Origin of the sequence: Sphaerotilus sp. (assembly GCF_041083715.1) — a bacterium.
GTDB lineage: Bacteria > Pseudomonadota > Gammaproteobacteria > Burkholderiales > Burkholderiaceae_C > Sphaerotilus.
The window spans coordinates 1-13,151 of sequence record NZ_JBFPGY010000043.1; the positions used below are offsets into that span (position 1 = coordinate 1).

Annotated in this window: 12 protein-coding genes; 7 read left to right on the top strand and 5 right to left on the bottom strand. The window is 67.4% G+C overall.

Annotation, left to right across the window (positions count from 1 at the left end):
- Positions 1 to 653, top strand: a 653-nt coding sequence (locus AB3X43_RS02120) for a [protein-PII] uridylyltransferase family protein (protein WP_473965044.1), incomplete at its 5' end; no start/stop codon positions are given.
- Positions 632 to 1,270, top strand: coding sequence for a rhombosortase (rrtA, locus tag AB3X43_RS02125; protein WP_369428239.1), 639 nt, complete (start codon positions 632 to 634; stop codon positions 1,268 to 1,270). The genes AB3X43_RS02120 and rrtA, both read left to right, overlap by 22 nt.
- Here the strand turns inward: rrtA and AB3X43_RS02130 are convergent.
- The 3 genes from AB3X43_RS02130 to AB3X43_RS02140 all read right to left on the bottom strand — a co-directional run bounded on the left by AB3X43_RS02130 (position 1,218) and on the right by AB3X43_RS02140 (position 3,953).
- A complete protein-coding gene (locus AB3X43_RS02130) occupies positions 1,218 to 3,104 on the bottom strand; it encodes a potassium transporter Kup (RefSeq protein WP_369428240.1) in 1,887 nt (628 codons plus the stop codon). The two genes, rrtA and AB3X43_RS02130, sit on opposite strands and share 53 nt — an antisense overlap.
- 151 nt (positions 3,105 to 3,255) lie before the next feature.
- Positions 3,256 to 3,513: a glutaredoxin 3 gene (gene grxC / locus AB3X43_RS02135; protein ID WP_369428241.1), complete on the bottom strand. Its 258-nt coding sequence runs from the start codon at positions 3,511 to 3,513 to the stop codon at positions 3,256 to 3,258.
- A 29-nt stretch (positions 3,514 to 3,542) separates the two neighbouring features.
- Positions 3,543 to 3,953 (bottom strand): rhodanese-like domain-containing protein, encoded by a 411-nt coding sequence (locus AB3X43_RS02140; RefSeq protein ID WP_369428242.1) that lies wholly within the window; start codon positions 3,951 to 3,953, stop codon positions 3,543 to 3,545.
- Between the two features lie 110 nt (positions 3,954 to 4,063).
- On the opposite strand from AB3X43_RS02140, the gene gpmA reads away from it, so the two are divergent.
- Positions 4,064 to 4,807, top strand: coding sequence for a 2,3-diphosphoglycerate-dependent phosphoglycerate mutase (gene gpmA, locus AB3X43_RS02145; protein ID WP_369428243.1), 744 nt, complete (start codon positions 4,064 to 4,066; stop codon positions 4,805 to 4,807).
- Between the two features lie 95 nt (positions 4,808 to 4,902).
- Here the strand turns inward: gpmA and AB3X43_RS02150 are convergent, their stop codons facing one another.
- On the bottom strand, positions 4,903 to 5,265 hold the full coding sequence (locus AB3X43_RS02150) for a DciA family protein (protein ID WP_369428244.1): 363 nt from the start codon (positions 5,263 to 5,265) through the stop codon (positions 4,903 to 4,905).
- Between AB3X43_RS02150 and AB3X43_RS02155 the strand changes: the two genes are divergently transcribed.
- The 4 genes from AB3X43_RS02155 (at position 5,245) to argJ (ending at position 11,100) form a co-directional block, all read left to right on the top strand.
- Complete coding sequence (locus tag AB3X43_RS02155) at positions 5,245 to 6,264, top strand: M23 family metallopeptidase (RefSeq protein WP_369428245.1); 1,020 nt, start codon at positions 5,245 to 5,247, stop codon at positions 6,262 to 6,264. The genes AB3X43_RS02150 and AB3X43_RS02155 overlap by 21 nt on opposite strands.
- A 153-nt stretch (positions 6,265 to 6,417) precedes the next feature.
- A complete protein-coding gene (gene secA / locus AB3X43_RS02160; protein WP_369428246.1) occupies positions 6,418 to 9,177 on the top strand; it encodes a preprotein translocase subunit SecA in 2,760 nt (919 codons plus the stop codon).
- 26 nt (positions 9,178 to 9,203) lie between these two features.
- Positions 9,204 to 9,812 (top strand): GNAT family N-acetyltransferase, encoded by a 609-nt coding sequence (locus tag AB3X43_RS02165; RefSeq protein WP_369428247.1) that lies wholly within the window; start codon positions 9,204 to 9,206, stop codon positions 9,810 to 9,812.
- A 58-nt stretch (positions 9,813 to 9,870) separates the two neighbouring features.
- Positions 9,871 to 11,100: a bifunctional glutamate N-acetyltransferase/amino-acid acetyltransferase ArgJ gene (gene argJ / locus AB3X43_RS02170; protein ID WP_369428248.1), complete on the top strand. Its 1,230-nt coding sequence runs from the start codon at positions 9,871 to 9,873 to the stop codon at positions 11,098 to 11,100.
- An 11-nt stretch (positions 11,101 to 11,111) separates the two neighbouring features.
- Here the strand turns inward: argJ and AB3X43_RS02175 are convergent.
- Positions 11,112 to 13,151: Ig-like domain-containing protein (locus tag AB3X43_RS02175; protein WP_369428249.1), on the bottom strand; the 2,040-nt coding region annotated here is incomplete at its 5' end.

A 13,151-nucleotide genomic window follows, 5' to 3' on the forward strand; every position in this document is an offset into this window, starting at 1 on the left:
AGCTGATCACCTGGCTGTCGCTGCGCACCTCGGCGGGCGCGCTCTACGAGATCGATACCGCGCTGCGTCCGAACGGCAACTCCGGGCTGCTGGTGACCTCGATCGCCGCCTTCGAGCGCTACCAGCAAGGCCGTGGCAGCAATACCGCGTGGACCTGGGAACACCAGGCCATCACCCGCGCCCGCTGGTGTGCCGGTGCGCCGGCGCTGGCCGAGCGCTTCGAGGCCACACGCCGCGCCGTTCTGACCGCTCCGCGCGATCTGGAGGCGCTCAGGCGCGAGATCGCCACCATGCGCGAGCGGGTGCGCGAGGCGCACCCGGTCAGACCGACACGCTTCGATGTCAAGCACAGCCGTGGCGGAATGATGGACGCGGAGTTCGCCGTGCAGTGTCTGGTGCTGGCGCACAGCGCCGCGCATCCGGCGCTGCGGGACAACGCCGGCAATATCGCGCTGCTGCAGCGTGCCGAGCAGGCGGGGCTGCTGCCGGTGGGAGTCGGTTCTGCCGCGGCGGATGCCTACCGGGCGTTGCGGCGCGTGCAGCACCGGGCACGGCTCGACGAGGCGCCAACGCAGGTCGAAATGGCTGAACTCGGTCCCTTGAAGGGCCACCGCGAGGCCGTGCTGGTGTTGTGGCACGCCGTGTTCGGCTGAGGCTGCGCCGCCACCACGCCTGGCTGGGCGTGGGGGGGCTGCTGGTGCTGCCGAGCCTGCTGATCGCGATCCGGCCTGGTCTGGCGCGGCTGGCGCTGGCGTGGGTGCCGGCACTGGTCTGGAGCGAGCCGTGGCGCTGGTGGAGCGCGGCCTGGGTCCACCTGAGCACACGGCACCTGCTGGCCAATCTGGTGGGGGCTGCGCTGGTGCTGCTGCTGGGCTGGGTGGCGCGGCTGCCACGCGAGGCCGCCTGGGCCTGGGCGCTGGCCTGGCCGCTGACGCACCTGGGCCTGCTGCTGGCGCCGGATCTGCTGCGTTATGGCGGCCTGTCCGGCGTGTTGCATGCCGGGGTGGCCGTGGCGGCTGTGTCGCTGGTGCGGGAGGCGCCGCAGCGGCGCGAGCGGGTGCTCGGCGCGCTGCTGCTGGCGGGGCTGTGCGCGAAGGTGCTCGGCGAGCGGCCCTGGGCGCACACGCTGGTCACGCCACCGGGCTGGGACATCGCGGTGGCCCCGCTGGCGCATGCCAGCGGCACCGTCTGCGGCGCGCTGGCCGCATGCGTGCTGGTCAGATCTCGACCTTGGAGCCCAGCTCCACCACCCGGTTCGTCGGCAGGTTGAGGAAGTCCGCCGCCGCGGCCGCGTTGCGGTGCATGTTGGCGAACAGCTTCTCGCGCCACAGCGCCATGCCGTCGCCGATGGTGGGCATCACGATGTCGCGCGACAGGAAGTAGCTGGTGTCCATCTCGTCGAGGGGCACTCCGCGGCCGGCGAGCTGTTGCAGTGCCTGCGGCACGTCCGGCTCGTTCTTGAAGCCGAAGTTCAGCGTCACCTGCCAGCAGTCATGGCCCAGCGACTGCATGCTGATGCGCTGGTCGAAGCCGATCCACGGGATGTCGTGGTGGCGCACGGTGACGAACAGGTTGTGCTCGTGCAGCACCTTGTTGTGCTTGAGGTTGTGCATCAGCGCATTCGGCGTCAGGCCGGGTTCCGCCGACAGGAACACCGCGGTGCCGGCCACGCGCACCGGCGGGTTCACGAAGATGGCTTCCAGGAAGGAGGTCAGGTCGATGGCTTCGTCGCGCAGGCGCTCGCTCATCATCGACCGACCCTGCTTCCAGGTGAGCATCAGCGTGAACATGCCGATACCGATCACCAGCGGGAACCAGCCGCCACTGAACAGCTTCAGCATGTTCGAGGCGAAAAACACCGTGTCAACGACGAAGAAGAAGCCTGTGGACAGCAAGCACAGCCACAGCGGCAACTTCCAGCGATACCGAATGACGAAGAACGTCATGATCGTCGTGATCGTCATGTTGAGCGTGACCGCGATGCCGTACGCAGAGGCCAGGTTCGATGACGTCTTGAATAGCGCGACTGCCAGCAGGATGGCTGCATACAGCCCCCAGTTGACAAAGGGCACATAGATCTGGCCCAGATCGCGAACCGAGGTGTGCAGGATGCGCATCCGCGGCAGCAGGCCTAGCTGAATCGCTTGCTTGGTTGCCGAGAAGGAGGCGGAGATCAATGCCTGCGATGCGATGACAGTTGCTGCAGTTGACAGTCCGACCAGGGGAAGAATCGCCCATTTGGGGGCCAGCAGATAAAACGGATTCTCGACGGCATCAGGGCTGGACAGCAGCAGTGCGCCCTGTCCGAAGTAGTTCACCAGCAGCGCAGGCATCGCGATGACGTACCACGCCACGCGGATCGGTTTCTTGCCGAAGTGACCCATGTCCGCGTACAGAGCTTCGCCGCCCGTGACGCAAAGCACCACGGCGCCAAGGCAGATGAAGGCGGCCAGCTGATGTGCCATCCCGAACTGGATTGCATGGACTGGATTGACGGCCGAAAGGATGATCGGGTTCCGGATGATGTAGGGAGCACCCAGTGCGACCAGCACACAGAACCAAGCCAACATGATCGGACCGAATGCCTTGCCGATGCCACCGGTCCCGAAACGCTGAACTGCAAACAGCCCGGTCAGCAACAGCATGGTTAGCGGAATGACGTATGCCGTTAGGTGGGGCGTGGCGATGTCCAGTCCTTCCACGGCCGAGAGCACCGAAATGGCCGGGGTGATGACACCATCGCCATAGAAGATGCCCGCACCGAACATGCCCACGACCAACAGGAATTCGCGCAACCTGGGGCGGTCCTGTACTGCATGGGTTGCCAGGGCGAGCATGGCGATCAGTCCGCCTTCGCCGTTGTTGTCGGCCCGCAGGATCAGCAGGACGTACTTGATGGACACGACGATCGTCAGTGTCCAGAAGAACAAGGACAGGATCCCCAGGATGTTGTCGGGTGTGACAGGAATGTGCCCGACATGGAATGTTTCCTTGAGGGCGTACAGCGGACTGGTGCCGATGTCGCCGTAGACGACGCCCAGGGCGCCGAGAGTCAGTGCAGCGATGTCGCGTGGCGTGGCACGCTGCGGATGTGCGGTGGTCACCGGGAGGGGACAAATCGTGAGATTCGTCTTGAGCCAAAACCGCAGATTGTGCGCCCGGACACACGACTATCCCTGCTTCTCGTGCCGAGGGCCGCCGGCAGGTGTTGCCGGCGGCCCTCAGTGCGGGTTCGCAGCGGAGGCGGGGTGCCGCTCAATCCTGCAGAAGCGGCAGGAGTCCGCCCGCACTGTCGAGCGCCATCAGGTCGTCGCAGCCGCCGACGTGGGTGTCGCCGATGAAGATCTGTGGCACCGAGCGCCGGCCGGTCACGTTCATCATGTGTTCGCGCTGGTCGGGATGCAGATCGATGCGGATCTCGTCGATCTCGGCCACACCGCGCTGCTTGAGCAGCTGCTTGGCACGCACGCAGTACGGGCAGACCTGCGTGGTGTACATCTTCACGGACTTCATGGTGGTTCCTGTTTCTGATCCTGGTGCGGTCAGGCCGACTTCTCGACTGGCAGCCCGGCTTCGCGCCACCCGGCCATGCCGCCCTGCAGGACGTGCACGCGCTGGTGGCCCAGTCCGCGCACGGTAGCGGCGGCGCGGCGCGCACGGGTGCCCGACGCGCAGACCAGCACCACCGGCAGGGTCTTGTTGGCGGGCAGGCTCTTGCTGCCTTCCAGCGTGGCCAGCGGGACGCTGCGGGCGCCGACCACGTGTCCGGCGCTGAACTCGGCGCTCTCGCAGACGTCGATCACGACGGCCTTCTCGCGGTTGATCATCTGCACGGCTTCGGCCGGCGAGATGGCATCCGCGCCACCCCCCTTGCCCAGCATGGGCAACAGCAGCGCGCCACCCGAGGCCGCGGCCGTTAGCAGCCAGATCCAGTTGTCGAGGAGGAAGTTCACAGGTGTGGGCGCCGGCGGGCCGCCGGCCAAGGTTGGACAGGGCCTCGATTATAGAATTCACGGTAGTTTTCAACCTGTTGCCTCGCCAACCAACCCAACTGCTGCCTGCCATGTACAAGCTCGTGCTGATCCGCCACGGTGAATCGACCTGGAATCTGGAGAACCGTTTCACCGGCTGGACCGATGTCGAACTCACGCCCACGGGTGTTGAGCAGGCCAAGCAGGCTGGTCGCCTGCTCAAGGACGCCGGCTACGACTTCGACGTGGCCTACACCTCGGTGCTGAAGCGCGCCGTGTGGACGCTGTGGCACGCGCTGGACCAGATGGACCGCACCTGGCTGCCGGTCGTGCACAGCTGGCGCCTCAACGAGCGCCACTACGGGGCGCTGCAAGGCCTGAACAAGGGAGACATGGCCAAGCAGTACGGCGATGCGCAGGTGCTTGTCTGGCGCCGCAGCTATGACACCCCGCCGCCGGCGCTGGACGCCGCTGATCCGCGTGGCCAGCGCCAGGACGTGCGTTACCGCAAGCTCCAGCCCGACCAGATCCCGCTGACCGAATGCCTGAAGGACACGGTGGCCCGCGTGATGCCGTTCTGGAACGAGTCGGTGGCCCCGGCGATCAAGTCCGGCAAGCGCATCGTCATCGCCGCCCATGGCAACTCGATCCGCGCGCTGGTGAAATACCTGGACAACATCGGTGACGACGCCATCGTCGGCGTGAACATCCCCAACGGCATTCCGCTCGTGTACGAACTGGACGCTGACCTCCAGCCCATCCGCAGCTACTACCTCGGCGACGCCGAAGCCGCTGCCAAGGCCGCCGCTGCCGTGGCCAATCAGGGCAAAGCCTGATTCGTTTGCTCAGTGCCTTGAAAGGCTGGGTCGGCGATTGCATGCAAAATGTCACAGCCGGGCATGCAGGGGTGTCCCCGGTCTGCGTGGCGTGATCACGTGATCGACGTGGCCTGAACCCGGACCCGTATCCGGCTGGCCGCACAGCCTTTCTGGCGCAGGGCGGCCTCCAGCCGGGGCAGCAGCTGCCTCAGCTTGGCTGCAACGGCCGGATTGGCCGCCAGGAGGGTCCAGCCGTCGGCATCGGTCGGACCTGACCGCACGTGTCTGGACAGTGCGGGTGGAAGGAGCGGGCGCACGGCGTCCATGTGGGCATTGGCCGCGGCCAGCCGCTGCTGCAGACGCAGCAGGGGTTCGCAGCGGTCCAGTACCTGACCCAGGGGCACAGCGTCCGGCACTGCCGTGGCAGCCGGTTTCAGCAGAGGAATGAAGCGACGATGGATATTCTGATCACCCATGGCGGCTTGGCGCGCACGCGCTCCATGCATGTGCGGCCGGCGCAATTGTGGCTGATCCTGTCGGCGCTCGTGGTGGCGATGCTGCTGCTGTCGGGCACCGTCTACCACTTCGTCTTTCTCAAGGCGGTGCGCGATGGCTGGCCGGTGGTGAGCCAGATCGTCGGACCGGTGGTCGGCCGGGACGCTGTCCAGCGCGAGCGCTACACCCGCGAGAACCTGGATGCGATGGCCCAGAAGGTGGGCGAGCTGCAGGCGAAGCTGCTCAAGCTGGAGGCGGTCGGCGAGCGCGTGGCCGGGCTGGCGGGCATCAAGCCTGAAGAGTTGCGGGCACTCGACGATGCGGGCAAGGCGCCGGCTTCCAGCACACCGCTGCCCGCAGCGGCCGGTGGACGTGGCGGCCCGTTCGTGCCGGCGCAGGGCCAGCCCGGCGAGCAGATCAGCCAGCTGATGTCGCAGCTCGACAACCAGGCCGATCGGTCCGGTGACGTGTTCGTGCTGGTCGAGTCCCGGCTGCTGACCAAGCGCCTGGAGATGGTCATGGTGCCCAGCATGGCGCCCGTGGACGGCGCGGTGGGATCCGGCTTCGGCTTCCGCATCGATCCGTTCAACCGGCGCGCAGCGCTGCACACCGGGCTCGATTTTCCGGCACCGATCGGCACGCCGATCCACGCGGCGGCCGGCGGCCGGGTGATCGAGGCCGAGCAGGATGGCGCCTATGGCCTGGCGCTTCAGATCGACCATGGCAACGGTCTGGTGACCCGCTATGGCCACACCTCGCAGATCCTGGTCCAGCCTGGCGATGTCGTGCGCCGCGGCCAGCAGGTGGCGCTGGTCGGCAGCACGGGCCGCTCGACCGGACCGCACCTGCACTTTGAAGTGCTGCTGGGCGGCGTGCCCCAGGACCCCGCGAAGTTCCTGGCCCGCGGTGAAAGTCTCGATGCCGCCGAGCGCGCTTCGGCTGCGGTGACCCCTGCGGTCAGGCGCCGCAAGTCCCGGTGATAAACTCAAAAGTTGTCCGAGGGCGCGCCTGACCCGCGTGCCGGCCTGGCCTGCCGACGCTGCTGTTCACCCGGCCGCACCTCACCTCCTTTCGATCCCCCACCCGCGGCATGGGCTGAGCCGCCGCGGGTTTGCTGCACCTGCGTCCACTCCATGTTGCCCAAGCTCCTCACCCAGATTTTCGGCAGCCGCAATGACCGCCTGCTCAAGCAGTACCGGCGCGTCGTCGAGCGCGTGACCGCGCTGGAGGTGCAGTTCGAGAAGCTCTCCGAAGACGAGCTGCGCGGCAAGACCGCCGAATTCCGCCAGCGTGTGGCCGCGGGCACCTCGCTCGACGACCTGCTGCCCGAAGCCTTCGCCGTCGTCCGGGAGGCCGGCAAGCGCTTCATGCGCATGCGCCACTTCGACGTGCAGCTCATCGGTGGCATGGCCCTGCACAACGGCAAGATCGCCGAAATGCGCACCGGCGAAGGCAAGACGCTGATGGCGACGCTGCCGGTCTACCTCAATGCACTCGCCGGCAAGGGCGTGCACGTGGTGACGGTCAACGACTACCTCGCGGCGCGTGATGCCGAGACCATGGGCGGGCTCTACAACTACCTCGGCATGACGGTGGGCGTGAACCTGCCGAACATGTCGCGCGAGGACAAGCAGGCCGCCTACGCCGCCGACATCACCTACGGCACGAACAACGAGTTCGGCTTCGACTACCTGCGCGACAACATGGTCTACGAGGTGGCGGACCGCGTGCAGCGTTCGCTGAACTTCGCCATCGTCGACGAGGTGGACTCGATCCTGATCGACGAGGCCCGCACGCCGCTGATCATCTCGGGCCAGGCCGACGACCACACCGACATGTACGTGCGCATCAACGCCGTCGTGCCCTTCCTCAAGAAGCAGATCGGCGAAGCCGACCCGCGCACCGGCGAAGGTGTGATCGAGCCGGGCGACTTCACCGCCGACGAGAAGAGCCGCCAGGTCTTCCTGACTGAAGAGGGCCACGAGAAGGCCGAGGCGCTGCTGGCCCAGGCCGGTCTGCTGGTGGCCGGCGCGTCGCTCTACGACGCCGCCAACATCACGCTGGTCCACCACCTCTACGCCTCGCTGCGCGCGCACCACCTCTTCCACCGCGACCAGCACTATGTCTCGCAGAACGGCGAGATCACCATCGTGGACGAGTTCACCGGCCGCCTGATGACGGGTCGGCGCTGGTCGGACGGGTTGCACCAGGCGGTCGAGGCCAAGGAAGGCGTGAAGATCCAGGCCGAGAACCAGACGCTGGCCTCGATCACCTTCCAGAACTACTTCCGCATGTACGCCAAGCTCGGCGGCATGACCGGCACGGCCGACACCGAAGCCTACGAGTTCCAGGAGATCTACGGTCTGGAAACCGTGGTGATTCCGCCGAACCGGCCGATGGTGCGCAAGGACGAACTCGATCTGGTCTACAAGACCAGCCGCGAGAAGTACGAGGCGGTGGTCAGGGACATCCAGGAGTGCTACGGCCGCGGCCAGCCGGTGCTGGTGGGCACGACCTCGATCGAGAACTCCGAGCTGGTGGCCGAGATGCTCACCAAGGCCGGCCTGCCGCACCAGGTGCTCAACGCCAAGCAGCATGCCCGCGAGGCGACCATCATCGCCCAGGCCGGCAGTCCGAAGATGGTGACGATCGCCACCAACATGGCCGGACGCGGCACCGACATCGTGCTGGGCGGCAACGTCGAGAAGCAGGTGCAGCTCGTCGAGGCCGATCCGGCTTTGTCGGACGCCGACAAGGCTGTGCGTGTCGAGCAGCTCAAGCGTGAATGGCAGGGTCTGCACGACCAGGTCAAGTCGCTGGGCGGTCTGCGCATCATCGCCACCGAGCGCCACGAGAGCCGCCGCATCGACAACCAGCTCCGTGGCCGCGCCGGTCGCCAGGGGGATCCGGGTTCTTCGCGCTTCTACCTGTCGCTGGACGATCCGCTGATGCGCATCTTCGCGGGCGACCGCGTCAAGGCGATCATGGACCGCCTGAAGATGCCGGATGGCGAAGCGATCGAGGCCGGCATCGTCAGCCGCTCCATCGAGAGCGCCCAGCGCAAGGTCGAGGCCCGCAACTTCGACATGCGCAAGCAGCTGCTGGAGTACGACGACGTCTCCAATGACCAACGCAAGGTCATCTACCAGCAGCGCAACGAACTGCTGGAGCAGACCGACATCGACGCGCAGCTCACGCACCTGCGCCGTGGCGCGTTGACCGACGTGGTGCGCACCTTCGTGCCTGCCGAAAGCGTCGAGGAACAGTGGGATCTGGACGGTCTGGAGCAGACGCTGCGCGAGGAATGGCACCTCGATGCGGGGCTCAAGGCGCAGGTCGAGGCCAGCCAGGAGGCCACGGACGAGGACATCGTCGAAACGGTGTGCGCGGCTGCAGATGCGTCCTACAAGGCCAAGGTGGAGCAGGTCGGCACCACGCAGTTCGGCAATTTCGGCCGCATGGTGCTGCTGCAGGCGATCGACACGCACTGGCGTGACCACCTCTCGGCGCTGGACTACCTGCGCCAGGGCATCCACCTGCGCGGCTATGCCCAGAAGAATCCGAAGCAGGAGTACAAGCGCGAGGCGTTCGAACTCTTCAGCCAGTTGCTGGATGTGGTGAAGATGGAAGTGACCCGTCTGCTGATGACCGTGCGCATCCAGAACCCGGAAGAAGTGGCGCAGGCGGCGGTGGCCATCGAGGAGCGTGCGGAGCACCTCACGAACGTCACCTACACCCATCCGAACGAGGACGGCAGCGTGTCGCAGGATGCCGAACCGTCCGAGCAGGTTGCAGCCCTGCCCGAGCACCTGATGCAGCGCACGGGACGCAACGATCCCTGCCCCTGTGGCAGTGGCAAGAAGTTCAAGCTCTGCCACGGCAAATTGACCTGAGCCCGGTTGCTCGTGCCAAGACGACCATGACACCTGATACCTTTCGCCGCAGCCCGGAAACGATTCCCGGCCGACGGCTTCGCCTGGAAAAGATCCACCCCCGTCACGCGCCCGCGTTCCACGCGAGCGTGCAGCGTTCGATGGCCGACCTGGATTTCATTGCCTGGGGACACCACCACTGGAATGCCGTGGCGGCACTCGAACACTGCGAGCGCCAGCGCGACTGGGTGGACACCGAAGGCGAGGGCGTGATGTACCTGGCCTTCGAGCACGACACCGGCAACTACCTCGGCTGTGTCGATCTGCACAGCGTCGACTTCGGCGTGCCGCGCTGCCAGATCGGTTTTGTCGGCTGCAGCCGCCAGCGCGGGCGCGGCATGATGCGCGAGGCAGCGCTGACGCTGATGGACTGGGCCTACAGCCGTGGCATGGCCCGCATCGAGGTCTGGTGCGACGTGCGCAACACCCGCGCACTGGCGTTCGCCGAGAGCCTGGGCCTGCTGCGCGAAGGCCTGATGCGCAAGGTCGAGCGCGATGCCCGCGGGCAGTTGTGCGATCAGTACATGCTGGCCCGCCTGTCCACCGACAGCGTCCCTACAATCGTCGACTCGCGCGACAGCGTGGCCACCGTCTGAGGGCTGAAGCCCGGGAGTGCCGCGTCTGCGCTCCTTCCGCTTCGACCGCCAGACTGCCATGCCCGTCAATCTCACCGCTCCCAATCCCCAGGACCTGCACCCGGTTGCCGGCGTGCAGCTCGGCACCACGATGGCTGGCGTGCGCAAGGCCAACCGCCGTGACCTGACCGTCGTGCTGCTGGCACCCGGCTCCAGCGTGGCCGGCGTGTTCACGAAGAACCGCTTCTGCGCCGCCCCGGTGCAGATCTGCCGCGACCACCTCGCCGCCGGCCCTGCCAAGCGCGCCATCGTCATCAACACCGGCAATGCCAACGCCGGCACCGGCGACGACGGTCTGGTGCGTGCCCGCTCGGTCTGCATCGCGCTGGCGCAGGCGCTGGACATCTCGCCCGACGAGGTGCTGCCGTTCTCGACCGGCGTGATCATGGAGACGCTGCCGAGCGAGCGCATCCTGGCCGGCCTGCCCGCCGCGCTGGCCGATGCCCAGGCCGACCACTGGGCCGTGGCCGCCGAAGCCATCATGACCACCGACACGCTGCCCAAGGCGGCCTCGCGCCAGGTCGTGATCGGTGGCAAGACCGTCACGGTGACCGGCATCAGCAAGGGCGCCGGCATGATCCGCCCCAACATGGCCACCATGCTCGGTTTCGTCGCCACCGACGCCGCGGTCGACCCCGCGCTGCTGCAGCCGCTGGTCACCGAAGCAGCTGACCGCAGCTTCAACCGCATCACCATCGACGGCGACACCTCCACCAACGACAGCTTCCTGCTGATCGCCACCCACCAGGCCGGCAACCCGACCATCACCGCGCTGGACTCGGCGGACGGTCGGGCGCTGCGCGACGCGGTGGTGGCCGTGTCGCAGCAGCTCGCGCAGGCCATCGTGCGCGACGGCGAGGGCGCCACCAAGTTCATCACCGTGCGCATCGAGGGTGGCCGGACCGAGGACGAGTGCCTGCAGGCGGCCTACGCCATCGCGCACTCGCCGCTGGTCAAGACGGCGTTCTTCGCCAGCGACCCGAACCTCGGCCGCATCCTGGCGGCGGTCGGCTACGCCGGCATCGCCGACCTTGACCAGACGCTGATCGACCTCTACCTCGACGATGTGCACGTCGTCCACCAGGGGGGGCGCCGTCCGGCGTACCGTGAGGAAGACGGTCAGCGCGTGATGCAGCAGGCCGAGATCACCGTGCGCGTCGGCCTGAACCGCGGCGATGCCGTCGCCACGGTCTGGACCTGCGATTTCTCGCACGAGTACGTCACGATCAATGCCGACTACCGGAGCTGATCGCGCGCGGCTCAGCAGCCGTGCAGGGCGTCGACCGGCTGCTTGATCAGCGTCTGCGCGAGCTGTGCCTCTGCTGCGGAGCCACCGCTCAGGCAGTCGCCCCCGCCTGTCGCTGGCGGGTGGCTGCTGTCGGTCGATGGACTGCAGGCCGTGCCGCTCCAGCTCGACAGCGTGTCGTGGTGGCCGTTGCCCAGCACATCGCTGAGGTGCAGGCCGCCGTCGCTGTCGTTGCCGGACTTGGTGGCGCAAGCGCTGGTGCTGCTTGCGTCGGTGTGGTGGTCCGCGAGGGTCCAGGACAGGACGCCACCGCTCAGGCACGCTGACGGCGCCGGATCTGCTGGCGTCGGCGCGGGCGCTGGCAGGGTGCAGTGGCCATCGTGGTTGTTGCTGCCATCGGCGTTGATGCTCAGCGTCATCTGGCCGGAGCGGGTGTCACCGTCGCGGTCCGTGACGGTGAAGCTCAGCACCTCCTGGTAGTCCGTCCGGGCACCAGCTGGGGCCTGGTAGGTGTAGTGGCCGGTTTCCATGTCGAAGGTGAACGCGCCACCGGTGGCCGTCTTGAAGGTGACCGTGTCCGAGGTGCTGGTCGCCGGATCCCAAGGGTGGTGCACGCCGTTGACGACGATGTCGCTCAGGTGGCCACCGTCGGCGCCGGTCACGCTGTGCAGGCCGCCGTCGACCACGTCGCCCGAGATCGCCGGTGCCACCGTGTGCGCGAGCACCGTGTCCAGCTGCGTGAAGCTGGTGACCAGCAGCGGTGACAGGTCGTCGGTGCCGGTCACGCCGTTCCAGGACACGGGTTCCAGCGCCGAGACCGGCACATCCTTGCCCAGTCCGACGGCGTAGGACTGGATCTCGTGCTGGTTCAGGAAGTTCTGCCAGACCTGGGCTTCGCCCGCATCGATGCCGACGTCGCCCGACGGCAGGTTCGGCCGGCCGTCGGAGAAGAAGTAGGCCACGTTGTGGCCGCCGTCGAGGTGGCCGCTGTCGGTGAAGGCGCCGCGGGCGGTGTCCAGCGCTGCGTCGTAGTTGGTGTTGCCGCCGGCGCAGAGCGAGGCCAGGGCGGATTTCGCCTCGGCTGCGCTCATCCAGTGGTCGCCCCGCTCGGCGCCGGTGGTCGAGAACGTGACCAGTCGGACGGCGACTTCGCCCTGTGCGTCGTAGGAGTCGATCAGTTTCTGGATCGAGGTGATCGCGCTCTGCAGGCGGCTTTCGCCGTTCACGCCGTCGCGGGTGGCCATCGAGCCGGAGACGTCGAGCGTGATCAGCAGGTTGTTCTGCACCAGGCTCAGGTCGGCGCTGCGGGCGGTGCAGAACGGGGTGGGCGAGTCGTCGCGCACCGTCACATCGAGCGTGGCCGAGCTGGTGGACTGGCCATCGCTCACCTGCACGCCCAGCGACAGCGTGAGCGTGTCCTCGGTGTTGCGCACCGGGTGGTCGAGCGGGCCGTGCAACTCGACCGTGTAGCGGCCCTGGGCGTCAACGGTAGCGCTCAGGATCACTTGCCCGCCTGCCGAGCCGACCAGCGGGTGGTCGGCCGAGCCGTCGCCGCTCCACACCAGCGCCTGGCCGCCGCTGGCGTACAGGCCGGTGGGCGCTTCCAGCGTGAAGTGCAGGGTCGGGCTGTCCACGTCGCTGAACTGCAGCGTGCCACTGGCCTGGGTGGCGTGGGGTTCGGTGCCGGAGTCGGGGTGCCCGCCGGGCAGGCCCGCCTCGCTCAGCGCGACGCTGGCGCCGAGCAGGGTCGGTGCGTCGTTCACGCCCTCGATCGTCAGCGTCAGGGTCGATACCGCGGTGAGCGCACCGTCGCTGATGACGCACGAGACTTCGGGCACCGGACCGGTGTAGTCCTTGGCGGGCGTGAAGGTGTAGCGGCCATCGGTGTCGACGACCAGCGTGCCGATGCCGGACAACGTGCCTGTCGTGCCGGCCGGGTGGTAGACGTCGCCCCAGGTGTAGCCGGCCACGCTCAGCGGATCGCCGTCTGGGTCGCTGTCGTTGGCGAGCACGTGGCCGCTCAGCGGCTGGTCCTCGCGGACGGTGCCGGTATC

Coding starts and splice junctions, on each gene's coding strand:
- grxC (WP_369428241.1), bottom strand. CDS start 3,513: ATGAAGTCCGTGAAGATGTACACCACGCAGGTCTGCCCGTACTGCGTG.
- gpmA (WP_369428243.1), top strand. CDS start 4,064: ATGTACAAGCTCGTGCTGATCCGCCACGGTGAATCGACCTGGAATCTG.
- AB3X43_RS02155 (WP_369428245.1), top strand. CDS start 5,245: ATGGATATTCTGATCACCCATGGCGGCTTGGCGCGCACGCGCTCCATG.
- AB3X43_RS02150 (WP_369428244.1), bottom strand. CDS start 5,265: ATGGGTGATCAGAATATCCATCGTCGCTTCATTCCTCTGCTGAAACCG.
- secA (WP_369428246.1), top strand. CDS start 6,418: ATGTTGCCCAAGCTCCTCACCCAGATTTTCGGCAGCCGCAATGACCGC.
- AB3X43_RS02165 (WP_369428247.1), top strand. CDS start 9,204: ATGACACCTGATACCTTTCGCCGCAGCCCGGAAACGATTCCCGGCCGA.
- argJ (WP_369428248.1), top strand. CDS start 9,871: ATGCCCGTCAATCTCACCGCTCCCAATCCCCAGGACCTGCACCCGGTT.